The 23,696-nt window shown below is 69.5% G+C and carries 17 protein-coding genes and 1 pseudogene; 8 read left to right on the forward strand and 10 right to left on the reverse strand.

Translation table 11 applies throughout. The features are described from left to right. Positions 1 to 12 precede the first annotated feature (12 nt). Together OG870_RS13200 and OG870_RS13205 are read right to left on the reverse strand one after the other, a co-directional pair. Positions 13 to 1,017: a carbohydrate ABC transporter permease gene (locus tag OG870_RS13200; RefSeq protein WP_266513131.1), complete on the reverse strand. Its 1,005-nt coding sequence runs from the start codon at positions 1,015 to 1,017 to the stop codon at positions 13 to 15. 122 nt (positions 1,018 to 1,139) lie between these two features. After that, a complete protein-coding gene (locus OG870_RS13205) occupies positions 1,140 to 2,414 on the reverse strand; it encodes an extracellular solute-binding protein (RefSeq protein ID WP_327690881.1) in 1,275 nt (424 codons plus the stop codon). Positions 2,415 to 2,814: 400 nt separating this feature from the next. On the opposite strand from OG870_RS13205, the gene OG870_RS13210 reads away from it, so the two are divergent. Together OG870_RS13210 and OG870_RS13215 are read left to right on the forward strand one after the other, a co-directional pair. After that, the gene (locus OG870_RS13210) at positions 2,815 to 3,849 is read left to right on the forward strand and encodes a LacI family DNA-binding transcriptional regulator (RefSeq protein ID WP_266513136.1); all 1,035 of its coding nucleotides are present in this window, start codon (positions 2,815 to 2,817) and stop codon (positions 3,847 to 3,849) included. A 131-nt stretch (positions 3,850 to 3,980) separates the two neighbouring features. Then, on the forward strand, positions 3,981 to 4,877 hold the full coding sequence (locus tag OG870_RS13215) for a phosphatase PAP2 family protein (RefSeq protein ID WP_266840736.1): 897 nt from the start codon (positions 3,981 to 3,983) through the stop codon (positions 4,875 to 4,877). 257 nt (positions 4,878 to 5,134) lie between these two features. On the opposite strand, the gene OG870_RS13220 is transcribed toward OG870_RS13215, so the two are convergent. Continuing rightward, positions 5,135 to 8,134 carry a bifunctional [glutamine synthetase] adenylyltransferase/[glutamine synthetase]-adenylyl-L-tyrosine phosphorylase gene (locus OG870_RS13220; protein ID WP_266840734.1) on the reverse strand — a complete coding sequence of 1,000 codons (3,000 nt, stop codon included), beginning with the start codon at positions 8,132 to 8,134 and terminating at the stop codon, positions 5,135 to 5,137. A gap of 279 nt (positions 8,135 to 8,413) precedes the next feature. Here OG870_RS13220 and OG870_RS13225 point away from each other — a divergent pair, with 279 nt between their 5' ends. Beyond that, entirely contained in the window at positions 8,414 to 8,926 is a 513-nt protein-coding gene (locus OG870_RS13225) for a pyridoxamine 5'-phosphate oxidase family protein (protein WP_327690882.1), read from the forward strand. 22 nt (positions 8,927 to 8,948) lie between these two features. Further along, entirely contained in the window at positions 8,949 to 9,392 is a 444-nt protein-coding gene (locus tag OG870_RS13230) for a VOC family protein (RefSeq protein ID WP_266513147.1), read from the forward strand. Between the two features lie 65 nt (positions 9,393 to 9,457). Here OG870_RS13230 and OG870_RS13235 read toward each other — a convergent pair. Continuing rightward, positions 9,458 to 9,649: pseudogene (locus tag OG870_RS13235) on the reverse strand (leucine zipper domain-containing protein); the annotation flags it as partial. A 993-nt stretch (positions 9,650 to 10,642) separates the two neighbouring features. Next, positions 10,643 to 12,004 (reverse strand): glutamine synthetase family protein, encoded by a 1,362-nt coding sequence (locus tag OG870_RS13240; protein ID WP_266513150.1) that lies wholly within the window; start codon positions 12,002 to 12,004, stop codon positions 10,643 to 10,645. Between the two features lie 374 nt (positions 12,005 to 12,378). Between OG870_RS13240 and OG870_RS13245 the strand changes: the two genes are divergently transcribed. The 3 genes from OG870_RS13245 to OG870_RS13255 all read left to right on the forward strand — a co-directional run bounded on the left by OG870_RS13245 (position 12,379) and on the right by OG870_RS13255 (position 15,836). Further along, positions 12,379 to 13,044 (forward strand): DUF3105 domain-containing protein, encoded by a 666-nt coding sequence (locus OG870_RS13245; protein WP_266513152.1) that lies wholly within the window; start codon positions 12,379 to 12,381, stop codon positions 13,042 to 13,044. 1 nt (position 13,045) lies between these two features. Further along, entirely contained in the window at positions 13,046 to 13,672 is a 627-nt protein-coding gene (locus OG870_RS13250; RefSeq protein ID WP_266840731.1) for a DUF305 domain-containing protein, read from the forward strand. Positions 13,673 to 13,928: 256 nt separating this feature from the next. After that, on the forward strand, positions 13,929 to 15,836 hold the full coding sequence (locus tag OG870_RS13255; RefSeq protein WP_266927643.1) for a S53 family peptidase: 1,908 nt from the start codon (positions 13,929 to 13,931) through the stop codon (positions 15,834 to 15,836). Between the two features lie 115 nt (positions 15,837 to 15,951). On the opposite strand, the gene OG870_RS13260 is transcribed toward OG870_RS13255, so the two are convergent. Further along, complete coding sequence (locus OG870_RS13260; RefSeq protein ID WP_266840730.1) at positions 15,952 to 16,353, reverse strand: hypothetical protein; 402 nt, start codon at positions 16,351 to 16,353, stop codon at positions 15,952 to 15,954. A gap of 185 nt (positions 16,354 to 16,538) precedes the next feature. On the opposite strand from OG870_RS13260, the gene OG870_RS13265 reads away from it, so the two are divergent. Next, complete coding sequence (locus tag OG870_RS13265) at positions 16,539 to 18,575, forward strand: NAD(+) synthase (protein ID WP_266513160.1); 2,037 nt, start codon at positions 16,539 to 16,541, stop codon at positions 18,573 to 18,575. A gap of 219 nt (positions 18,576 to 18,794) precedes the next feature. On the opposite strand, the gene OG870_RS13270 is transcribed toward OG870_RS13265, so the two are convergent. The 4 genes from OG870_RS13270 to OG870_RS13285 all read right to left on the reverse strand — a co-directional run bounded on the left by OG870_RS13270 (position 18,795) and on the right by OG870_RS13285 (position 23,684). Continuing rightward, positions 18,795 to 20,024, reverse strand: a complete 1,230-nt coding sequence (locus OG870_RS13270; RefSeq protein WP_327690883.1) for an MFS transporter — start codon at positions 20,022 to 20,024, stop codon at positions 18,795 to 18,797. Between the two features lie 97 nt (positions 20,025 to 20,121). After that, positions 20,122 to 21,171 (reverse strand): endonuclease/exonuclease/phosphatase family protein, encoded by a 1,050-nt coding sequence (locus tag OG870_RS13275; protein ID WP_266585187.1) that lies wholly within the window; start codon positions 21,169 to 21,171, stop codon positions 20,122 to 20,124. A gap of 220 nt (positions 21,172 to 21,391) precedes the next feature. After that, a complete protein-coding gene (locus OG870_RS13280) occupies positions 21,392 to 22,021 on the reverse strand; it encodes a TetR/AcrR family transcriptional regulator (RefSeq protein WP_266513169.1) in 630 nt (209 codons plus the stop codon). Positions 22,022 to 22,094: 73 nt separating this feature from the next. Next, entirely contained in the window at positions 22,095 to 23,684 is a 1,590-nt protein-coding gene (locus OG870_RS13285) for an MFS transporter (protein WP_266513172.1), read from the reverse strand. Positions 23,685 to 23,696 lie beyond the last annotated feature (12 nt).

The following is a 23,696-nucleotide window of genomic DNA, read 5'->3' on the forward strand; positions in this document are numbered from 1 at the left end:
GGAACTCCTGCCTCAGATCGCGAGCTGCTGGTCATTGCGGTTCAGCCAACGGCGGTAGAAGGAGGTGAAGACGATCAGGATGGCCAGCAGCAGGATGCCGTAGGCGGCGGACTGCGCGAAGTCGCGCGGCTGCTGTCCGAAGCCGAGGTAGTAGGCCCAGGTCACCAGGATCTGGGCGTCGGGACCCGTGTTGCCGAACAGCAGGAAGATCACGGCGAACTGGTTGAACGTCCAGATGATGCCGAGCAGGACGACGGTGGAGCTGACCGACCTCAGGCCCGGCAGGGTGACGTAGCGGAAGCGCTGCCAGGCGGTGGCGCCGTCCATCTCGGCGGCCTCGTACAGGGAGCCGTCGATGGACTGCAGTCCGCCGAGCAGCGAGATCATCATGAACGGCACACCGCACCAGGTGTTGACCATGATGGCGGCGAACCGCTGCCAGAAGGTGTCCTCCAGCCAGTCCGGCGAGGGCAGATGGAGCGCGTCCAGGGCGAGGTTGATGATGCCGCCGTCGGCGAGCATGAAGCGCCAGCCGAAGACGGTGACGAAGGTCGGTACGGCCCACGGCAGGATGAGGATCAGCCGGTAGAGGGTGCGGCCGCGCAGCTTCTGGTTGAGGAGAAGGGCGAGGCCGAGGCCGACCGTGTAGTGCAGGGCGACACAGAGCGCGGTCCACACGATCGTCCAGATGAAGTGCGACCAGAAGCGGTCGTACGACGTCGGGCCGAACAGGATGTCCTTGTAGTTGTCGAGCCCGATGAACTTGTAGGTGGCGTCGATGTGGTTGACGCCGATCGTGCGCGCGGTGTTGAGGCTGTTGGCGTCCGTGAGCGTCAGGTAGAGGCCGTACACCAACGGGTACAGCACGAGGACGCCGAGTACGACGATCACCGGGGCGATCATCGCGTAGGCGTACCAGTGCTTCTGGTAGCCGTGCTTGAGGCGCCCGCCCAATCCGGGCCGCGGCGCGCGGTCACCGCGGCGCTTGCCGGTGGCGCGGTCGATGGCGACTGTCATGTTCGACACCTTCTGGAAGTTCTACGGCCCTGGGAAGTGGCTGGGCGAAGAGGCTCGGGCACAGACCGGTGGCCGCGGGATCCCTCCCCCATGATCAAGGGATCCGGCGGCCACACGGGGGCTTACTTGCTGAAGTCGGGCACCAGCTTGGCGATGGCCAGTTCCACGTTGCTCAGGCCCTTGTCGAGGGACTCCTTGCCGCCGGCGATCTTCGGCAGCTCGGTGTCCAGCGGCCCCCACAGGGAGCTGTACTCGGGCAGCGCCGGGCGCGGCTGGGCGGCGGGCAGGACCGTCTGGAAGCCGGCGATGCCCGGGTCCGCCTTGACCTCGGCGGTGTAGGCGTCGTCGCGGGTGGGCAGCGTGGAGTTCTTCAGCGCGATCTCCGTCTGGGACTTCGCGGAGGTCATGAAGTTGACGAACTTCAGCGCGGCCGTCTGGTGGGCCTTGTCCGAGCCGGCGTAGACGGACAGGTTGTGGCCGCCGGTCGGGGCGCCCGCCTTGCCGGTGGAGCCGGCCGGGACGGTGGCGATGCCGAGGTTGGACTTGTCCTTGAACGCCGAGCCCTTGTAGAAGTTCGTGATCTCCCAGGGGCCCTGGATGATCGAGGCGACCTTGCCGTTGACGAACGCGTCCTGGATGTGGGCGTAGGCGTCGGCGGTGACGTCGGCCTTGTGCAGGCCCTGTCCGGAGAAGAGGCTCTGCCAGGTGCCGTAGGCCTTCTTCGCGGCGGCCGAGTTCACGGTGATCTTCTTGGCGGAGGCGTCTACGGTGTCGGTGCCCTCTCCGTAGAGGAAGGTCTGCGCGTAGTAGGCCTGGGTGGAGCCCCAGTAGCCGTAGACCTTCTCCTTGGCGTCGATCTTGGAGGCGTCGGCCTTCAGCTCGTCCCAGGTCTTGGGGGCCTCGGTGATGCCGGCCTTCTTGAAGAGGGCCTTGTTGTAGACGAGGGCGAGGGTGTCGGTGACCAGCGGGACGCCGTAGGTCTTGCCCTCGTACTTGGCCTGCTCGATCAGGTTGGACCGGAACTTGCTCTGGTCCTTGAGGGCCTCGGTGCCCTCCAGCGGCAGGAAGTAGCCCTTCTTCGCGAAGGCAGGGGTCCAGCCGACCTCGGACCGCAGCACGTCCGGGGCGCCCTTGGAACCGGCGGCGGTGTCGAACTTGTTCTGCGCCTGGTCGAAGGGGACGTTGACGTAGTTGACCTTGACGTCCTTGTTGGCGGCCTCGAACTCCTTGACCAGGGCCTTGTACGTCGGCGCCTCATTGGTGGCGTTGGAGGTGTCCCACCAGGTGATGGTGACCGGGCCGTCGCTCTTGTCGCTGCCGCTGTCACTTCCGCCGCAGGCCGTCGCCGCGAGGGCGAAAGACGCCACCAGCGCGGTGGCCGCTATGCCACGCCGCATGAGTTCTCCTTGAGGGTGAAAGCCCGTGTCGTGCGAGAGGGGCCCCGTCCGCCGCTCTCGTCGTGCCGACTGCGCCGTTGCTGCCGCCGGGCGACGTGAACGTAACAGCGATGTCCGCAACCGCGAAAGTCCTTGCAGCAAAAAATTGCAAGACGGCACGAGAGTTACCCGCCCGTGACCTCCCGCCTCCCTCCCCCGACCCCCGTACTACCGTGTATTGCAGCCACTGGGCGGGCACGGGGAGTCTTGTGCAAGACTCTGCAAGCTCTTGCCGTACCAGGCGCCCACCCGAACACGAGGGACCGCGATGACGCAGCAACCCGCACGGGGCCGTGCAACCGCTCGTGCCCGGCGCCCGATTGGTGTGCAAAGTGACGGTCGGCCGGTACAGTCCACCCCTGTGACCACACGGCTAGCCGACATCGCTGCCCAGGCGGGGGTGAGCGAAGCGACCGTCAGCCGCGTCCTCAACGGGAAGCCGGGTGTCGCCGCCACCACCCGCCAGTCCGTGCTCGCCGCCCTCGACGTCCTGGGTTACGAGCGCCCGGTGCGTCTGCGGCAGCGCAGCGAGGGCCTGGTCGGCCTGATCACCCCGGAGCTGGAGAACCCGATATTCCCGGCGCTGGCCCAGGTCATCGGCCAGGCGCTGACCCGGCAGGGCTACACCCCGGTGCTCGCCACCCAGACCCCGGGCGGCTCGACCGAGGACGAGCTGACGGAGATGCTCGTCGACCGCGGGGTCGCCGGCATCATCTACGTCTCCGGCCTGCACGCCGACACCACCGCCGACATGGAGCGCTACGAGCGGCTGCGCGCCCAGGGCGTGCCGTACGTGCTGGTGGACGGCTTCTCGCCGAAGGTGCAGGCACCTTTCATCTCCCCCGACGACCGTGCGGCGATGACGCTGGCGGTCACGCACCTGGTGTCGCTGGGGCACACGAGGATCGGCCTCGCCCTCGGCCCCAAGCGCTTCGTGCCCGTACAGCGCAAGATCGAGGGCTTCGTCCGTTCGATGCAGGACCAGCTCGGCCTCGGCGCGCAGACGATCGAGGCGGAATTCGTCCAGCACTCGCTGTACACCCTGGAGGGCGGGCAGGCCGCCGCCACCGCGCTGATCGGGCGCGACTGCACGGCGGTGGTGTGCGCGAGCGACATGATGGCGCTGGGCGCGATACGGGCGGCCCGGCAGCTCGGGCTCGACGTGCCGCGCGACGTCTCGGTGGTGGGCTTCGACGACTCCCCCCTGATCGCCTTCACGGATCCGCCGCTGACCACGGTCCGCAAGCCGGTCCCGGCGATGGGGCAGGCGGCGGTACGGACGTTGCTGGAGGAGATCGGCGGGACGCCCGCACCGCACAGTGAGTTCGTGTTCATGCCGGAGCTGGTGGTGCGGGGTTCGACCGCTTCGGCCCCTGGGGACCGGAATCGTCCCTAAGGCGGAGTATCCGGAGATTCGCGCAGTGCGCTGGGAGTAGGCTCGGGCATCTCCTTGTCGTAGAACATGCGGCCCGAACCCGACCGAGGGATGATCGGTGACGGAAGGCATTTCTGGCAGACTTCGTGCCTATGGGTGACTCGACCGTGACCAGTCTGGAAGACCGTGAGCAGACGGCCGCTCCGGGCTCCCTCACGGCCGTGAAAGGTCCGGCTTTCCTGCGTCGGCTGCGCACCCCGCGCCGTCCCCGCCTCTGGTTCGAGATCCTTCTGATCGCGGTGAGTTACTGGACGTACTCACTGATCCGCAACGCGGTCCCCGAGCAGCGCGGCGCGGCACTGCGCAACGCCGACTGGCTCTGGCGGATGGAGCACCATCTCGGCCTCGCCGTCGAGGAGTCCGTCAACCACACCGTCAACTCGGTGACTTGGCTGATCGTCGGCATGAACTACTACTACGCGACGCTGCACTTCGTGGTCACGCTGGGTGTGCTGGTGTGGCTGTACCGCAGTCACCCGGGCCGCTACGCGGCGACGCGTCTGGTGCTGTTCGCGACGACGGGTGTGGCCCTGGTCGGTTACTACCTGTATCCGCTGGCACCGCCGCGTCTCATGACCGGCAGCCACTTCATCGACACGGTCATGGTCCACCAGACCTGGGGGTCGATGGCCTCCGGCGACCTGAAGCACATGTCGAACCAGTACGCCGCGATGCCGTCCATGCACATCGGCTGGTCCGTGTGGTGCGGCCTGACGATCTTCGCCCTGTCCAGGGTGCCGTGGGTGCGGGTGCTGGGCCTTCTCTATCCGGTGGCGACGCTCACGGTGATCGTCGCGACGGCCAACCACTTCTGGCTGGACGCGGTCGGAGGGCTGCTGTGCCTCGCCTTCGGGTTCACGGTGGCACGGCTCTGGTACGGGGCGTTGCCGTACGCGCTGCCACGCGACGTCCCCCCGGCGGCACCGAACCGGGCCGACGATCGTGCGCGACCACCTCGTGGCTGGTCACGCAGTTCCCCGCGCCCCTGAAAGCGACTCCCACCTGCACTTCAGCCCGTCCGGCGTTCGAGGACGAGGCCGCAAGGCCGACGGGGGGTCCGGGGGCGCAGCCCCCAGGAACGCGAGCCCCACTCACCCGCCGCCCCTGAAAGCGACTCCCACCTGCATTTCAGCCCGTCCGGCGTTTGAGGACGAGGCCGCAAGGCCGACGGGGGGTCTGGGGGCGCAGCCCCCAGAGGCGCGAACCCCCACTCACCCGCACCGTCTCCCACCCCACCGCCGGAGGCCTACGCTCCGTAGAACAGCTCCTCCACCACCGCCCGCGCCCGCCGCGCAGTCCTCCGATACGCGTCGAGCATGTCGCCCACATGCCCGTCCCCGTACCCCAGGTACCGCCCCACGGCGGCCAGTTCCCGCCCGTCCGACGGAAACGTGTCGCCGGCCCGCCCGCGCACCAGCATCACGGCATTGCGCACGCGAGTGGCGAGCACCCACGCCTCGTCCAGGATCTCCGCGTCCTCGGCCGCGATCAGCTCGGCCGCGCAGGCCGCCGCCAGCGCCTCGCGGGTGCGGGTCGTGCGCAGGCCCGGCTCGGCCCACCCGTGCTGCAGCTGCAGCAGCTGCACGGTCCACTCGATGTCGGACAGGCCGCCGGGCCCGAGCTTGGTGTGCAGCTTCGGGTCGGCGCCGCGCGGCAGTCGTTCCGATTCCATCCGGGCCTTCAGCCGCCGGATCTCCCGTACGGCGTCGTCCCCGAGCCCCTCCGCCGGGTACCGCAGCGGGGCGATCAGCTCGATGAAGCGGCGGCCCAGGTCCTCGTCCCCGGCGACGGGTTCGGCGCGCAGCAGCGCCTGCGACTCCCAGACCAGGGACCAGCGACGGTAGTAGGCCTCGTACGACTTGAGCGTCCGTACGAGCGGGCCGGACTTGCCCTCCGGTCGCAGGTCCGCGTCGATCAGCAGTGGCGGGTCCGCGCTCGGGATCTGCAGCAGCCGCCGCATCTCGGAGACGACCCGGTTGGCCGCCTCGGAGGCCTCCTGCTCCGGCACGCCCTCGCCCGGTTCGTGCACGAAGAGCACGTCGGCGTCGGATCCGTAGCCCAGTTCGTGTCCGCCGAAGCGCCCCATGCCGATGACCGCGAACCGGGTCGGCAGGGTGTCGCCCCAGCCCTCCCGCACCACCGCGCGCAGCGTGCCCGCGAGTGTCGCCGCGGTCAGGTCGGACAGCGCGCCGCCGACCCGGTCCACCAGCGCGCCCTGGTCGGGCTCGGCCGGCTGGGTCTCGGTGCCGTAGGAGCCGACGATGTCGACGGCGGCCGTGCGGAACAGCTCCCGGCGCCGGACGCCACGGGCCGCGGTGACCGCCTGCTGCGCGTTCTCCGCGCGACGGACCCCGGCGAGGATCTCCTGCTCCAGCTGGTCCCGTGCGCGCGGCTCAAGGCCGCTGCCTCCGTCCCCGTCGCCGAGCAGTGCCACCGCCTCCGGGGCGCGCATCAGCAGGTCGGGGGCGAGGCGCCCGGCGGACAGCACGCGGGCCAGGTTCTCCGCCGCGGCGCCCTCGTCCCGCAGCAGCCGCAGATACCAGGGGGTCTTGCCGAGCGCGTCCGACACCTTGCGGAAGTTGAGCAGGCCGGCGTCCGGGTCGGCGGAGTCGGCGAACCAGCCGAGCAGCACGGGCAGCAGGGTCCGCTGGATGGCGGCCTTCCTGGTGACTCCGGAGGCCAGCGCCTCCAGATGGCGCAGGGCGGCGGCCGGGTCGCCGTACCCGAGCGCGACCAGCCGCTCCCGGGCCGCCTCCGGGCTCAACCGGGACTCGCCGGGGGCGAGTTGGGCGACCGCGTCGAGCAGTGGGCGGTAGAAGAGCTTCTCGTGCAGACGGCGGACGACGGCGGCGTGCCGACGCCATTCGCGGTTCAGCTCGGCGACCGGGTCGGTGCGCAGGCCCAGGGAGCGCCCGATACGGCGCTGGTCAGTCTCGTCCTCCGGCACCAGGTGCGTACGCCGCAGCCGGTAGAGCTGGATGCGGTGCTCCATGGAACGCAGGAAGCGGTAGGCCTCGTCGAGCTGGACGGCGTCGGCGCGCCCCACGTACCCGCCCGCGGCCAGCGCCTGCAGCGCGTCGAGCGTGGTGCCGCTGCGCAGCGCCGCGTCCGCCCGGCCATGCACCAACTGCAGGAGTTGTACGGCGAATTCGACGTCCCTGAGGCCTCCGGGACCGAGCTTCAGCTCGCGGTCGATCTCGGCGGCGGGGATGTTCTCGACGACGCGGCGGCGCATCTTCTGGACGTCGGCGACGAAGTTCTCGCGCTCGGCGGCCTTCCAGACGAGGGGTTCGAGAGCGGCGACGTACTCCTCGCCGAGCTCGATGTCGCCGGCCACCGGGCGGGCCTTGAGCAGCGCCTGGAACTCCCAGGTCTTGGCCCAGCGCTGGTAGTAGGCGAGGTGGCTGGAGAGGGTGCGCACCAGCGGGCCGTTCCTGCCCTCGGGGCGCAGGTTGGCGTCGACGGGCCAGATCGAGCCCTCGACGGTCGTCTCCGAGCAGATCCGCATCATGTGCGAGGCGAGCTTGGTGGCGGAGCGCAGGGCCTTGCCCTCGTCGGCGCCGTCGACGGCTTCTCCCACGAAGATGACGTCGACGTCGGACACGTAGTTCAGCTCATGGCCCCCGCACTTGCCCATCGCGATGACGGCGAGCCGGCACAGCGCGGCGTCGCCGGGCGCGGCGGTGCGGGCGATGGCGAGGGCGGCGCGCAGGGTGGCGGTGGCGAGGTCGGCCAGCTCGGCGGCGCTCTCGGCGAGGTCGGTGGTGCCACACACGTCGCGGGCGGCGATGGACAGCAGACAGCGGCGGTAGGCGACGCGAAGCGACACCGGGTCGGTCGCCTCGGCCAGGCCCCGCTCGAACTCCTCCACCCCGGGGTGCAGGTCCCGCGGCTCGTACGTGACCAGCGCCTCCCAGTCGCGCGGGTGGCGGGCCAGGTGGTCGGCGAGGGCCTCGGAGGCGCCGAGCACACCGAGCAGCCGGTCACGCAGGGGCTTTGCCGCTATCAGCGTGTCGAGCAGCTCGCGTCGCGCGGTGGGGCCGGGCTGGGCCTCCAGAAGCCGTACGAGACCGAGCAGCGCCAGGTCCGGGTCGGCGGTCGCGCCCAGCGCGTCGAGCAGCACCGGGTCGTCGCGCACGGGCATCAGCTCAGCCCTGTCCAGGAGCCGCTCGGCGGCCGAGGGACCGGTGAAGCCGTGCCGCAGCAGCCGAGAGAAGGTACTGCTCCTGCGCCCCGGCACCGTCATCCCCGCCCTCCTGTCCGATCAAGGTCGTCCTGGCCCGAGCCTAACCGGAGACACTGACGGAAGCGCCGGGACGGGACGGCAGTTTCGGCGGGTGGCGGTCGTCGCTGCCTGGGCTGTGGTCGTTGCTGCCCGGTCCGGCCCCCGTCAGGTCCGGGCAGCCGCCGTGGCCCGGCCGGCCGACCGATGAGTTCCCACGGCGCGCACGGTCACCTCTTCGTACAGATTCATACAGATTCATACAGATCTTCGATACGAAGAGCGCGAAGAGAAGGGCACCTCATGGCGGACACCACCCCGCAGACCCGTCTCGACCCCCGCTACAGCGACCCACGGGCCACCGCGACCGATTGGTCCGAGGCCGAGGCGCGGCTCGCGGAGGCCGAATTGTTCTGGATCTCCACCGTGCGGCCGGACGGGCGGCCGCATGTGACGCCGTTGCCCGCGGTGTGGGCGGACGGCGCGTTGCACTTCTGCACGGGGCCCGAGGAGCGCAAGGCGAGGAACCTGGCGGCCGATCCGCAGGTCGCGCTGACGACCGGAAGCAACACCTGGGACAAGGGCTACGACCTGGTCGTGGAGGGCGAGGCGGTGCGCGTGGTCGAGGAGGAACGGCTGCTCCGCCTGGCCGCCGCATGGGAGACCAAGTACGGCAGCGTCTGGCACTTCGACGTGCGGAACGGCGCGTTCCATCACACTGCCGGGCACGCTTTCGTCTTCGCGGTGGCGCCGCGCACGGTCTTCGGCTTCGGTAAAGGGGAGCCGTTCAGCCAGACGCGCTGGCGGTTCACCTGACGCACGACAAAGGAGTCGTTCCATGGACATGAGTCTCGAAGTGCTGTTGCTGCCGGTCTCGGACGTGGACCGGGCCAAGGAGTTCTACCGGGACAAGGTCGGCTTCCACGTGGACCTGGACGGCGAGGTGATGGAGGGCGTGCGGATCGTGCAGCTCACCCCGCCCGGCTCCGGGTGTTCGATCGCGCTCGTCGACGGACTGAAGGTCCCGACGGGCACGCCGCAGCCGGGGACGTACCACGGGATGCAGTTGTGCGTGACGGACGCCAAGGCCGCGTACGAGGAGCTGACCGCGCGCGGCCTGGAGGTCAGCGAGCCGCAGCAGTTCGCGCCGCAGGACGGAGCCACCTTCATGTACTTCAAGGACCCGGACGGCAACGGCTGGGCGATCCAGGAGTACCGGCGCCGGGCGACGGAGCCGCTGCACAAGGTGCTGGCCGATCTGGCCGCCGGCAGCGGTGGTTGATGCCGTGACAGTGCCGTCCGGCCCCTCGCCGGGCGGCGCCGCGCCGCGGCCGCTCCCACGGTCCTCGTGCGGGGACGGCTGGAGCGGTCGATGAGTCCGCTCTCCCCCTCGGAGTGCCGGCGCCGGATCCACTTGTGGGCGGTGGGACGGGAGATGCCCATCTCGGCTGCGACGTGCGCGACGGGACGGCCGGAGCGGACCCGGTCGACGAGCAGTCGCCTGCCGTGAACGGTCAGCCGGGCATTACGGTGGGACACGAAGGCCTCCGTGCGGTGAAGATTCGACACCTCCACCACACACGGGGGCCTTCGCCATGATCAAGACCGGCCCGCGTTAACAACGCTCGTGATCAATACACCTAGTCAACGATCGTATTGAGGACGACAAACCCCAGATAGAGCGTCAGGAAGGTGAGGCAAATGTAAAAAAAGCGCGATTTGCCCTCATTTTTCCTGTCGAGTGCAATGAGGAACAGTAATAAGAGCACTACAAAGAGTACATCTGCCACTTTGCACCTTTTCCGTTTCCCGCTTCTGCTCAGTACAGCGAGGTCCGGGGCATCAGTGTTACAGAGTGTGGCCTCGCCGCTACGATCGCGTGAGGTCGGCGGAGTCTCAAGGACTCAGTCAAGCACCCACCGCTCTCCCCAGCTTCCATCCCGTCCGCCGTCGACCCACACACCGTGGAGCGGGCGTGGTTCATGGCGTCCAGGTGGAGCGCGCCACTGTACGAACGACCTGGACGCCATGGGCCGCGTCCGCTCGGCTCTGCCTGGGTCGATGGTGGACGGGATGGGAACTCCCCGCGCACGCCACTACGCACCCGCGGCCGCGAACGGCGCCCCCTCCATCCCGGTGTCGGCCGATCCCCGCCGGAGGCATCGTTCTGACCGTGGCCTTGCCCGTTTAGGTTTCTACTCAGGGCCGGAACTCGCTTGCGGCCCTGAGTGCCAGGCCCCGGTGCCGAAGGCACAGAGGGGCCGGGCCCTGGGGGCCAGCCCGCGCTTGCGCGGGCCCTTGATTGATGAAGCGAAGGTTGGAACAGCGCACTGCCGCTGAACTACGCTCGCTGGTTCTCCGAGCGCCGGGGAGCCAACACATGCGGCGAGTCCCGCGAGTGGCTGCAGGACGTCGGAGAATTGCTCTGACGGCCCACAGACGGCCCAGGGGGCGTGAGACGCGTCGGGGCCGACAGTCCATGACCGTCGGCCCCATCCGCCGAATGAGCAGGAAATCCGCTCTGACCTGCAGTTACAGCACCGGCAGATTCTTCCGCAGCTCGAATGCGGTGACCTCGCTGCGGTACTCCTCCCACTCCTGGCGCTTGTTGCGCAGGAAGAAGTCGAAGACGTGCTCGCCCAAGGTGTCGGCGACCAGGTCGCTGCGCTCCATGAGGGTGAGGGCCTCGCCGAGGTTCTGCGGGAGGGGCTCGATGCCCATCGCGCGGCGCTCGGCGTCCGAGAGCGCCCAGACGTCGTCCTCGGCGCCCGGCGGGAGCTCGTAGCCCTCCTCGATGCCCTTGAGGCCGGCGGCCAGGAGGACGGCGTACGCCAGGTACGGGTTGGCGCCGGAGTCGATGGAGCGCACCTCGACGCGCGCGGAGCCCGTCTTGCCGGGCTTGTACATCGGGACACGGACCAGGGCGCTGCGGTTGTTGTGGCCCCAGCAGATGTACGAGGGGGCCTCGCCGCCGGCGCCGGCGGTGCGCTCCGAGCCGCCCCAGATGCGCTTGTACGAGTTCACCCACTGGTTGGTGACCGCCGAGATCTCGGCCGCGTGCTTCAGCAGGCCCGCGATGAAGGAGCGGCCGACCTTGGAGAGCTGGTACTCCGAGCCGGACTCGTAGAACGCGTTGCGGTCACCCTCGAAGAGGGACAGGTGCGTGTGCATTCCGCTGCCCGGGTGTTCCGAGAACGGCTTCGGCATGAACGTCGCCTGCACGCCCTGCTCCAGCGCCACCTGCTTCATGACCAGGCGGAACGTCATGATGTTGTCGGCCGTGGAGAGCGCGTCGGCGTACCGGAGGTCGATCTCCTGCTGGCCCGGGGCGCCCTCGTGGTGGGAGAACTCCACCGAGATGCCCATCGACTCCAGCATGGTGATCGCCTGGCGGCGGAAGTCCATGCCGATGTTCTGCGGGGTGTGGTCGAAGTAGCCGGAGTTGTCGGCCGGGGTCGGGCGGGTGCCGTCGAGCGGGCGGTCCTTCAGCAGGAAGAACTCGATCTCCGGGTGCGTGTAGAACGTGAAGCCCAGGTCGGAGCCGCGGGTCAGGGCGCGCTTGAGGACGTAGCGCGGGTCGGCGAAGGACGGGGAGCCGTCCGGCATGAGGATGTCGCAGAACATGCGGGCGGTGCCGGGGGCCTCGGCGCGCCAGGGCAGGATCTGGAACGTCGACGGGTCCGGCTTGGCGATCATGTCGGACTCGTAGACCCGGGCGAAGCCCTCGATCGCGGAGCCGTCGAAGCCGATGCCCTCATCGAAGGCCTGTTCGAGTTCGGCCGGGGCCACGGCCACGGACTTGAGGAAGCCCAGCACGTCCGTGAACCACAGGCGTACGAACCGGATGTCGCGCTCCTCCAAGGTCCGGAGCACGAACTCCTGCTGCTTGTCCATCTTCCGCTTCCCCATCCTTGCTGGTCAGGCCGCCTGTCTCCGTGTCCCGCAGGAGGCGGTCGGGCACCTGAGCATCACACCACAACAGCATTTCAGGCGCGTTGCAGACCATGATCGACGCGGCGACCTCGGCCTGAATGCCCGGCATACGTCAGGTGTACGGCTCTACAGCCCATCTTGCCTGCTCGGACTGACATCCGTAATGCCCGGCCCCACCTCCCACCCGAGGAGCACCGCTTCTGTTCGGCTCGGCTTCGGCGAGTTCCTGTCGGGTACCTGTCGATCCGGCCATTCCCGCGACCTCCCTTCGAGGCGCCCCAGGGCCCCCATTACGATCAGCGGACCCGATCGTCCCTTTCGCAGAAGGACACCCCATGGGCTCCGCCAACAAGACCACCGGCACGGCACGCAAGGCGCGAATAGAGGAGATGCGGCGCGCCGAGCAGGCCCGCGAGCGGCGCAACCGGATCCTGATCATCGCCGCGAGCACCGTGGTCGTCGCGGCTCTGGTGGCCGGCGGTGTCTTCGTCGTGAAGTCGCAGGACGGCAAGGACGACACGGCGGGCGACGGCAAGGCGCAGGCCTCGGGGCACTTCGTGACCGGCAAGGACGGCGTGCGGACCTGGACGGGCAAGCTGGCCCGCAACCACGTCCAGGGGACCGTCAAGTACCCCATGCGCCCTCCGGTCGGCGGCGACCACAACCCGGTGTGGCTCAACTGCAACGGCGACGTCTACACCAAGGCCGTCAAGGACGAGAACGCGGTGCACGCGCTGGAGCACGGCGCGGTCTGGGTGACGTACACCGACAAGGCGAAGAAGTCCGACCTGGACGCGCTGTCCGCGAAGGTGAAGCAGACGCCGTACTCGCTGATGAGCCCGTACGCGAACCAGACCTCCCCCATCGAACTGTCGGCGTGGGGGCACCAGTTGAGCGTGACGAGCGCGAGCGACCCGAAGGTCGGCAAGTTCTTCGAGACGTACGTGCAGGGCAAGCAGACTCCCGAGCCGGGCGCCTCGTGCACCGGCGGGACGATGTGACGTGAAGAAGCACATCGGCTGGATCACGGGAACGACCGCGGCGGTGCTCGTCGCCGCCGGGGCGATCACCTACGCGGTCGCCGAGGACAGCGGGTCGGGCGCGAGCACGCCGTCGGCCGGCTCCGCGGACGCCGGGTTCGCGCGGGACATGGCCGTGCACCACCAGCAGGCCGTCGAGATGTCGTACATCGTGCGCGACCGCACGAAGGACACGGAAGTGCGGCGGCTCGCCTACGACATCGCGCAGACGCAGGCCAACCAGCGCGGGATGCTGCTGGGTTGGCTTGATCTGTGGGGGCTGCCGAAGGTGTCGGCCGACCCGCCGATGACCTGGATGGGCATGGGTGACATGGCCTCCGGCAAGGACGGCTCGCTGATGCCCGGCATGGCGACCAACACCGAGATGAAGAAGCTCGGCACGCTGAACGGCAAGCAGGCGGAGATCTTCTATCTGCAGCTGATGACGGACCATCACAAGGGTGGCATCCACATGGCCGAGGGCTGCGTCGCCAAGTGCACGGTCGGCGTGGAGAAGAGCCTCGCACAGGGCATGGTCGACGCGCAGAAGTCGGAGATCGACCTGATGGCGGGCATGCTCAAGGAGCGTGGCGGGAAAGCGCGTTCATAAATCTCCGGTAGCGCCCCCACGGGGGCGAAAGCCTCAAATCGGTCCTCCTGACGGTTCCTTGGGTTTCTCTTGGCTTACCCATTCCCCTGGCATGAACGGTTCATCGAGAGAGTGGCCCCCATCACTTGATCCATTGCCCGCCCCTCCGCCGCGGAGCGGGTCTACGCGGATCACGTGACGACCGACCACACATGCGAAGAACCGCATCGCAGGGGGTTCAATGAGATCCAATCGCGCCAAACTGCGCGCCGTGAGCATGGCAGCGACACTGCCCATGCTCGCCGGTGCGCTGGCGCTCGGCATACCCGCGGCACACGCTGCGGACAACCCCGGCCGGGACGCACTCGCGGGCACCAAGCCCGCGTGGGCGACGGCCAAGGCGGACAAGGGCGACGCCTCGAACGGCGCCCAGGTCTCGCTGAGGGTCTACCTGGCCGGCAAGAACGCGGCGGGCCTCGCCGCGTACGCGAAGGCCGTCTCCGACCCGAGCTCACCGTCGTACGGCAAGTACCTGAGCGCCAAGAAGGCGCAGTCCCGCTTCGGCGCGACCAAGGCCCAGGTGGCCGCGGTCAGGTCGTGGCTGACGGCCAACGGCCTGAAGGTCACCGGAGTTTCGCAGCACTACGTCTCCGTCACCGGTGACGTGGCCGCCGCCGAGAAGGCGTTCGGCACCCAGCTGCACAACTACACCAAGGGCTCCAGGACGTACCGCGCGCCGTCGAAGACGGCCTCGGCACCCGACCGCCTGAAGGGCGCCGTGCTGACCGTCACCGGTCTGGACAACGCGCCGCACAAGGCGAGCCACGACGACCAGCTGCCCGGTCCGGGCGCCGCGTTCAAGAACGCCGGGCCGTTCTCCTCGTACTACGGCTCGAACACCGCGAGCACGCTGCCCGACGCGTACGGCAAGAAGATCCCGTACGCCATCAAGGGCTACACCGGCAAGCAGCTGCGTTCCGCCTACGGCGCCGGCACGTACACCGGCAAGGATGTCCGCGTCGCCATCACGGACGCGTACGCCTCGCCGACCATCGCCTTCGACGCCGCCAACTACGCGAAGAAGCATGGCGACGCCGCCTGGAAGACCGGTCAGCTGAGCCAGTCGCTGCCCAAGAACTACACGCACACCGGCGCCGACGAGTGCGACGCCTCGGGCTGGTACGGCGAGGAGACCCTCGACGTCGAGGCCGTGCACGCGGTCGCGCCGGACGCGCACGTCACGTACGTGGGCGCCGCCTCCTGCATGGACGACGACCTGCTCGACTCGTTGAGCAAGGTCGTCGACAACCACCTGGCCGACATCGTCTCCAACTCCTGGGGCGACATTGAGGCCAACCAGACGCCGGACCTGGCAGCCGCCTACGACCAGGTCTTCCAGTTCGGCGCGGTCGAGGGCATCGGCTTCTACTTCTCCTCCGGTGACAACGGCGACGAGGTCGCCAACACCAAGACGAAGCAGGTCGACACCCCGGCCAACTCGGCGTGGGTGACGGCGGTCGGCGGTACCTCGCTCGCCGTCGGCAAGGGCGACAAGTACCTGTGGGAGACCGGCTGGGGCACCGAGAAGGCCACGCTGTCCGCGGACGGCAAGAGCTGGACCGGATTCCCCGGCGCGTTCACCTCGGGTGCGGGCGGCGGCACCAGCAAGACGGTCGCCGAGCCCTTCTACCAGAAGGGCGTCGTCCCGGACGCGCTGGCCAAGGCCAACAATGCGGCCGGTAACCGTGTGGTCCCGGACATCGCGGCGATCGCCGACCCCAACACCGGTTTCCTGGTCGGCCAGACGCAGACCTTCCCGGACGGGTCGGAGCAGTACAGCGAGTACCGCATCGGCGGCACCTCGCTCGCCGCTCCGGTGATCGCGGCCGTGCAGGCGCTGGCCCAGCAGGCGGCCGGCGGCAAGGCGATCGGTTTCGCCAACCCGTCGATCTACTCCAAGTTCGGGTCGAAGCTGTACCACGACGTCACGGACAAGCCGACGGGCACCGACCTTGCGGTCGCGCGCGTCGACTTCGTGAACGGCGTTGACGCCTCCGGCGGTCTGGCCACCTCGGTCCGCAGCCTCGGCAAGGACAGCTCGCTGTCGGCCGTGAAGGGCTACGACGACGTCACCGGCGTGGGCTCGCCCACGAACGGCTACGTGGACTCGTACAAGCGTCACTGACGCCTTACGGGCTTCCGAGCGCCGTGCGCCCGCTCCTCCTCACTGGGAGGGGCGGGCGCACGCGTGTGCGGCCTCGGCTTCCGTGAGTCGGCTTCCGTAAGTCAACTTCCGTGAGTCAGCTGGTTGCTTTGTGCCGGCGGTCGAGGATCAGAAAGACCAGGAATCCGGCGGCGAAGAGCAGCGCGCCGGCGATCAGGAACGGCACCGGGGCGTACTCGTCGGTGCAGGTCTCCCCTCCGGCCGTGGCCCGGCACACGTTCCCCGGGCCGCCTCGATTCAGGTAGGCGAGGTAGAAGAGCGGCAGCGACAGCCCGGTGATGCCTCCGACGACGGCGTTGCGGTGCCCCTTGCGCAGCAGGAACACGGCGGCCAGGGCGCCCAGGACGATCAGGACCAGGCCCACGGACAGCAGCGCGGCCAGGCCGAGCGCGACACACCCGCCGACCGCGAGCCAGGCCAGGAACCAGCCCCATTCCGACGCGCGGTCGTCCAGGACCGCGGAAGCCTTGCGTTGCACGGCGCCTCCTGCTTCGGCCGTCGGCCTTCGGCACCTTCGGCGTGGGACTGCGGCGAACGTGCGGCACGTCCCGGCGAAGACAATTCAGCATACGGCGGTGCCATGATCACGCCAATCACGCTGTGCCGGTACGCGGACACGAGGCCCGCCCCCATCGCGTCGCTCTGACGATTACACTGGCCCTCGTGCCTCAGTCGAACTTCTGGTCCATCTATCAGCACGGCTTCGCACGGGTCGCCGCCTGCACGGGCCACACCGTCATCGCGGACCCCCACGCCAACGCCGAGGCGGTCCTGCGTCACGCACGCCGGTGCGCCGAGGAGGGTGTCGCCGTCGCCGTCTTCCCGGAGATGGGGCTGTGCGGCTACTCGATCGAGGACCTGCTGCTGCAGGACGCGCTGCTCGACGGGGTCGAGGCGGCGCTCCAGGAGGTGGTGGCCGGGTCAGCCGACCTGCTGCCGATACTGGTCGTCGGCGCCCCGCTGCACCATCGCAACCGGATCTACAACTGCGCGGTGATCGTGCACCGCGGCCGTGTCCTCGGCGTCGTGCCCAAGTCGTATCCGCCGAACTACCGGGAGTTCTACGAGCGCCGGCAGATCGGTGACGGTGCCGACGAGCGCGGCGGGTCGATCCGTGTCGGCGGCGAGGCCGTGCCGTTCGGAGTGGATCTGCTGTTCGCGGCGGACGACGTCCCGGGGCTCGTGCTGCACGCGGAGATCTGCGAGGACATGTGGGTGCCCGTGCCGCCCAGCGCGGAGGCGGCCCTCGCCGGTGCGACCGTCCTGGTCAACCTCTCCGGCAGCCCGATCACGGTCGGGCGCGCCGAGGACCGCAAGCTGCTGTGCCGCTCGGCGTCCTCCCGCTGCCTGGCCGCGTACGTCTACGCGGCGGCCGGCCTCGGCGAGTCGACCACCGACCTGTCCTGGGACGGCCAGGCGATGGTCTACGAGAACGGCGTGCTGCTGGCCGAGACGGAGCGGTTCCCGCTAGGCGACGAGTACGCGGTGGCCGACGTGGACCTCGACCTGCTGCGGCAGGAGCGGCAGCGGATGGGCACGTTCGACGACAACCGCCGTACGCACCGGGCGCGGACGAGTGACTTCCGCACGGTCGGGTTCGAACTCGATCCGCCGGTCACCGACCTGGGTCTGCGTCGCCGCCTGGAGCGCTTCCCGTTCGTGCCGGCCGACGCCGAGCGCCTGGCCCAGGACTGCTACGAGGCGTACAACATCCAGGTCGAGGGCCTTCAGCAGCGGCTCGCGGCGATCGGCGGCCCGAAGGTCGTCATCGGGGTGTCCGGCGGCCTCGACTCCACGCACGCGCTGATCGTCGCCGCCCGCGCGATGGACCGCGCGGGCCGCCCGCGCAGCGACATCCTGGCCTGGACGCTGCCCGGCTTCGCCACCAGCGACCACACCAAGGACAACGCCCACAAGCTGATGGCCGCCCTGGGCGTCACCGCGGCCGAGCTGGACATCACGCCGACCGCACGGCTGATGCTGCAGGAGATGGATCACCCGTTCGCGTCCGGCGAGCCGGTGTACGACGTCACCTTCGAGAACGTGCAGGCCGGGCTGCGTACGGACTATCTCTTCCGGCTCGCCAACCAGCGTGGCGGCATCGTGCTCGGCACCGGTGACCTCTCCGAGCTGGCGCTCGGCTGGTCCACGTACGGGGTGGGCGACCAGATGAGCCACTACAACGTCAACTCGGGTGTGCCGAAGACGCTGATCCAGCATCTGATCCGCTGGGTCATCAGCAGCGGCCAGCACGACGAGGAGACCGGCAGGACGCTCGCCGCGATCCTCGACACCGAGATCAGCCCGGAACTCGTACCGGGTGAGGAGATGCAGTCCACCGAGTCCAGGATCGGGCCGTACGCGCTGCACGACTTCACGCTGTTCCATGTCCTGCGGTACGGCTTCCGGCCGTCGAAGATCGCCTTCCTGGCCTGGCACGCCTGGCACGACCAGAAGACCGGCGCCTGGCCGCCGAACTTCCCGGACGCCAAGCGGGTGGCGTACGACCTACCGGAGATCCGGCAGTGGCTGGAGGTCTTCTGCCGTCGCTTCTTCGCGTTCGCGCAGTTCAAGCGGTCGGCCATGCCGAACGGGCCGAAGGTGTCGGCCGGTGGTTCGCTCTCGCCGCGGGGTGACTGGCGCGCGCCGTCCGACGGCTCGGCCACCGCATGGCTGCGGGATCTTTCCCGCTTCGACTAGCCGGTCAGTTCGCGCGGCTGATCAGTCCCGTGCGGCAGTCGGTACGTCCGGGAGTCGATACGTCCGGCAGTCGATACGTGCGGCCGGGTGGGGGTGCCCGGCCCTGGGGGCTGCGCCCCCGGACGCCCCATCGGCCCGAGGGCCTCGTCCTCAAACGCCGGACGGGCTGAATTGCCCCGACCGGCGTTGATGCTCCGACCATCCTTCAAGCAGTGAGCCTCAGCGGTGCAGCGCCTCCGGCTGCTGCGGCACGTGGGACGCGACCACGCGTTCCCGTCCGGACCGCGCCTGCGGGACGAACCGCCGCCGGTCCACCGCGTACGCGGCCCCCGCAACGCCCAGGCCGAGCACGGCCAGCGCCGCTCCGGCCAGGGAGGGCGAGGTCACGCCGAAGCCGGCGGCCAGTGCCACGCCGCCGATCCACGCGCCCCCGGCGTTGGCCAGGTTGAACGCGGCCTGGTTCGCGGAGGACGCCAGGGACGGGGCCGCCGACGCCTTCTCCATGACCATCAGCTGGAGGGGCGAGCCGGTGATGAAGGCCGCCGCGCCGAGCAGGATCACGGCGAGGGCCGCGCTCCACTGGGTGGACATCAGCAGCGGGAACAGGGCCAGTACGGTCGCCAGCGAGACCAGACCGCCGAAGAGCGTGCCCCGCAGCGAGTGGTCCGCCAGGCGGCCGCCCGCCAGGTTGCCCGCCGTGGCGCCGACGCCGAACAGGGCCAGCAGCAGCGTCACGCTGGTCTCGGCGTACCCGGCGGCGTCCGTGAGCATCGGCGTGATGTAGCTGTACGCGGCGAACAGGGCGCCGAAGCCGGCGACCGTGGTGCCGAGCGCCAGCCAGACCGGCACGGACCGCAGAGCGGCCAGTTCGCCGCGCAGGCCCGCGGAGGGGGTGGCGTGGGCGGGGGCGTGCGGGATCAGCAGGGAGAGTGCGGCTATCGCCGCCAGGCCGATCGCAGCGACGCCGAGGAAGGTGGCCCGCCAGCCCAGATGTTGTCCCATGAGAGTGGCGACCGGGACGCCGGCGACGTTGGCGACCGTGAGGCCGAGGAACATCAGCGAGACGGAGCGTGCCTTGCGCTCCGGCGCCACCATGTTCGTGGCGACGACGGCGCCCACGCCGAAGAAGGCGCCGTGCGGCAGACCGCTCAGGAAGCGGGCGGCCAGGAGCGAGTCGTAGCCGGGGGCGAACGCGGACAGCGCGTTGCCGACCACGAACAGGGCCATCAGGCCGATCAGGACCGTACGGCGGGACATCCGCGCGGTGGCGGCGGCGAGGAGCGGGGCGCCGATGACGACACCCAGCGCGTACGCCGAGACCAGATGACCCGCGGTGGGGATCGAGACGTTCAGGTCGCTCGCGACGTCGGGCAGCAGGCCCATCATCACGAACTCGGTGGTGCCTATACCAAAAGCGCCGACGGCCAGTGCGAGCAGGGCCAGGGGCATGAAGGGGCCCGTTCCTTCCGGAGTGCAGAGGGGGTGTGTTCCACGAGTGTATGTTCATTCGCGGAACAAAGCCTCTCGGGCCCGGTATTCCGGCAGATCAGGACTCGGTGTCGAGGCTCACACGGGCCGCGATCGGCAGATGGTCGCTGCCGGTCGCGGGCAGCGTCCACGAGCTCACGGGCTCGACGCCCTGGACCATGATCTGGTCGATCCTCGCCATCGGGAACGAGGCCGGCCAGCTGAACCCGAAGCCGCTGCCCGCCGCACCCTGCGTGGAGCGCATCTGGGAGGTGACGCCGTTCAGGGCACGGTCGTTCATCGTGCCGTTCAGGTCGCCGAGCAGCACCTTCCGCTTCAGCGGTTCGTCGGCGATGGCCTCGCCCAGGGCGTTGGCACTCTTGTCGCGCTGGCGGGCAGTGAACCCGGCCTCCATCTTCACGCGCACCGACGGGAGATGGGCGGCGTAGACGGCGACCGGTCCCTCGGGCGTGGTGACCGTGGCGCGCATCGCGCGCGTCCAGCCCAGCTTGATGTCGACGGCCCTGACGTCGGTCATCGGGTCCTTGCTCCACAGGCCGACGGTGCCCTGCACCGAGTGGTACCTGTACGTCGACGCAAGCGCCTTCTCGTACACCGGGACCGCCGACGCGGTCAGCTCCTCCAGGGCCACCACGTCCGCGCCGGACGCGGCCACGTCGCGGGCCGTGCCCGACGGGTCGGGGTTGTCGGCGTTGACGTTGTGCGTGGCGACGGTCAGGTCACCGCCACTGCCGGTCTTGTCGGAGAGCAGACCGCCGAAGAGGTTCAGCCACACGATCGCCGGAAGCACCACCGCGATCAGCGCGGTCGCCGACCTGCGCACCAGGGCGAGCAGGAACAGCACCGGGACCAGGAGGCCCAGCCAGGGCAGGAAGGTCTCGGTGAGGCTGCCCAGGTTGCCGATGCGGTTCGGGATCCGCGCGTGCAGCAGCATGATCAGGGCGAGGAGCACCGCGACGGCGGCGAGGATGATGCCTCGGCGCCAGATTCTCGGATCGCCGCGCCATCCGGAGACCAGGCGGCTCATCAGGCGCCGGAACCGGTCTCCGCGGCGCTCGGGCCCCGAGCCGCCGTTGTCCGTCTCCGTCATGTACGCCTGCTGCGCCATACCGCGTCGCCTCACTGCCTGCCTTGCACACCGTCCGTCCCCCGCACCACGGGGGTGTCGGACACCCCCCTAGACCCTAGGGGATGATCGGCCCTGGACCTGCCGTCACATGACGGCCGTACGGGGACGAGGACGACCGACCCGGCACCGGGAGTTCCACATACGGCTACGGAAAGCGCCGTCTGTGACGAAAGGCGCACACTCGGGCCGCGCACTCGGGTTACGGCGTCGGGGAACTGACGGGCCGTAGTCCTTCGAGGAGTGTGTCGACCAGCCGCTCCGAAAGACCCTCCGGCAGATCGGCGTTGGGCTGCATGACGGTGCGCAGCAGCATCGGGCCGACGACGATGTCGTTCAGCAACTCGACGTCGACGTCCGCCCGGATCTCGCCGTTCGCCTGCCCGCGCCGCAGGACCTCGACCTGGCGTCTGCGGCGCGGTTCGACGACCGAGGCGTGGTAGGCCGCCCAGATCTTCGGGCTGCTCTTCATCTGCGCGAAGACGCTGTGCAGCAGCAGCGAGGAGCGGGTCAGCAGGGCGCGCCTGCGCAGCTGTTCCAGCATCGCCACCAGGTCGTCGCGCATCGAGGTGCCGGGCAGCTGCGGATCCGGCGGCTCGGCACCTCGTACGACGTCGACGAAGAGCTCCTCCTTGCCGTTCCAGCGGCGGTAGATGGTGGCCTTGCCGACTCCCGCGGTACGGGCGATGCGCTCGATGGAGAGCTCCGCCAGCGGCACGCCCTCCTCCAGCAGCTTCATCACGCCCTCGACGATGGCACGCTCGACGGCCTCACTGCGAGGGCGGCCCCTGGCGGGTCCCTCGGGAGCGGCTTGGCTGTCGGCGAGGCTCACTTCACTGCGTCCCTTCGGTGTGCTGAACCCGATTCTCCCTTGTGTACGACACCACCCCGCAGTCCGGGCGGCGTTATTCCGCCGCGGTGACCAACTCCTGGGCTCCTTCGCCCTCCTGACGGGCCGGCGGCTTCCCGGGCAGGAACACCGCCACGACGACCGCGCCGATCACCGCCACGCCCGCGCCCCACAGCGCGGTGACGTGCATCGCGTGCAGGAACGCGTCGTTGGCCGGGGTGACCAGCGCCCTGCCCTGCGGGCCGAGCTTGGCGGCGACGCCGAGCGTGGCCTCGATGGACTCGCCGGCGGTGTCGCGCAGGGCGGGGGGCAGCAGGCCGAGCTTGCCCTCGATGCCGTTGCGGTAGGCCGTGGACAGGACCGAGCCGAGGACCGCGATGCCGAGCGCGCCTCCGACCTGACGGAAGGTGTTGCTGAGCGCGGACGCGGAGCCCGCCTTCTCGCGGGGCAGGGCCTGCATGATCACGACGCTGGTCGGCGTCATGATGTGCGCCATGCCGGTGCCCATGAGGAAGAAGATGACTTCCAGGAGCCAGATCGGGGTGTCCACGTCCAGCGTGGCGAACGCGGCCAGCATCGCCGCGATGATCACCATGCCGCCCGTGGTGGTGGCCCGGTTGCCGAAGCGGTCGACGACCAGCCGGGCGCGCGGCGCGAAGATCAGCTGGGCGGCGGCCAGCGGCAGCATCAGCAGACCGGTCTGCAGCGGCGAGTAGCCGCGCACGCTCTGGGTGTAGAAGACCGAGAAGAAGGTCACGCCCATGAGCGCGAAGAAGACCAGCGCGATGGCGGCCATGGCGGCCGAGAAGACCTTGTTCTTGAAGTACGTGACGTCGAGCGACGGGTGGTCGCTGCGCTTCTCGAACACGATGAACGCGGCGAGGACCACGACGCCGGCGGCGATGGTCGACAGCACCTTGACGTCCGTGAAGTCGGCGAGCTCGCCGCCCTTGATGATGCCGTAGACGAGCAGGACGAGTCCGACCACGGACAGGACGACACCGACGGGGTCGACGCGGCCGGGCTTCGGATCGCGGGAGTCGGGGACCAGCCACAGCATCAGCCCCAGGGCGAGGAGCACGATCGGCACGTTGATGAGGAAGACGGAGCCCCACCAGAAGTGGTCGAGGAGCACACCGCCGGTGATGGGCCCTATGGCGATGGCGAGACCGACGCCGCCCGCCCAGATGCCGATGGCCTTGGGCTGCTCGTCGCGTTCGAAGACGTTCATCAGGACCGCGAGGGTGGCCGGCATGACGAAGGCCGCACCGAGGCCCATCAGTGCACGGAAGGCGATGAGCTGGGTCGCCGAGCCGGACTCGGCGGCCAGCGCCGACCCGATGCCGAACACGGCGAGACCGCCGAGCAGGACCTTCTTGCGCCCCAGCCGGTCGCCCAGCAGGCCCGCGGTGAACAGCAGTCCCGCGAAGACGAGCGTGTAGGCGTTGATCGCCCACTCCAGCTCGCTCTGCGTGGCGCCCAGGCCGGTCGGGGCCGGCGTCGAGATCGTCTTGATGGCGACGTTCAGGATCGAGTTGTCGAGCACCACGATCAGCAGGCTCAGCATCAGAACGCCGAGGATCGCCCAGCGGCGCCGGTACACGGCTTCGGGTACCCGGGTGGCGGGAACGGGTGGAGTCGTCATGCGACCAGACTA

The organism is Streptomyces sp. NBC_00461 (assembly GCF_036013935.1).
Classification (GTDB): Bacteria; Actinomycetota; Actinomycetes; order Streptomycetales; family Streptomycetaceae; genus Streptomyces.

Bases quoted from the DNA above. Each gene is read 5' to 3' on its own strand.
- OG870_RS13285 (WP_266513172.1), bottom strand. From the start codon at position 23,684: ATGACGACTCCACCCGTTCCCGCCACCCGGGTACCCGAAGCCGTGTAC.
- OG870_RS13200 (WP_266513131.1), bottom strand. From the start codon at position 1,017: ATGACAGTCGCCATCGACCGCGCCACCGGCAAGCGCCGCGGTGACCGC.
- OG870_RS13275 (WP_266585187.1), bottom strand. From the start codon at position 21,171: ATGGCGCAGCAGGCGTACATGACGGAGACGGACAACGGCGGCTCGGGG.
- OG870_RS13220 (WP_266840734.1), bottom strand. From the start codon at position 8,134: ATGACGGTGCCGGGGCGCAGGAGCAGTACCTTCTCTCGGCTGCTGCGG.
- OG870_RS13230 (WP_266513147.1), top strand. From the start codon at position 8,949: ATGGACATGAGTCTCGAAGTGCTGTTGCTGCCGGTCTCGGACGTGGAC.
- OG870_RS13215 (WP_266840736.1), top strand. From the start codon at position 3,981: ATGGGTGACTCGACCGTGACCAGTCTGGAAGACCGTGAGCAGACGGCC.
- OG870_RS13225 (WP_327690882.1), top strand. From the start codon at position 8,414: ATGGCGGACACCACCCCGCAGACCCGTCTCGACCCCCGCTACAGCGAC.
- OG870_RS13245 (WP_266513152.1), top strand. From the start codon at position 12,379: ATGGGCTCCGCCAACAAGACCACCGGCACGGCACGCAAGGCGCGAATA.
- OG870_RS13205 (WP_327690881.1), bottom strand. From the start codon at position 2,414: ATGCGGCGTGGCATAGCGGCCACCGCGCTGGTGGCGTCTTTCGCCCTC.
- OG870_RS13270 (WP_327690883.1), bottom strand. From the start codon at position 20,024: ATGCCCCTGGCCCTGCTCGCACTGGCCGTCGGCGCTTTTGGTATAGGC.
- OG870_RS13255 (WP_266927643.1), top strand. From the start codon at position 13,929: ATGGCAGCGACACTGCCCATGCTCGCCGGTGCGCTGGCGCTCGGCATA.
- OG870_RS13240 (WP_266513150.1), bottom strand. From the start codon at position 12,004: ATGGACAAGCAGCAGGAGTTCGTGCTCCGGACCTTGGAGGAGCGCGAC.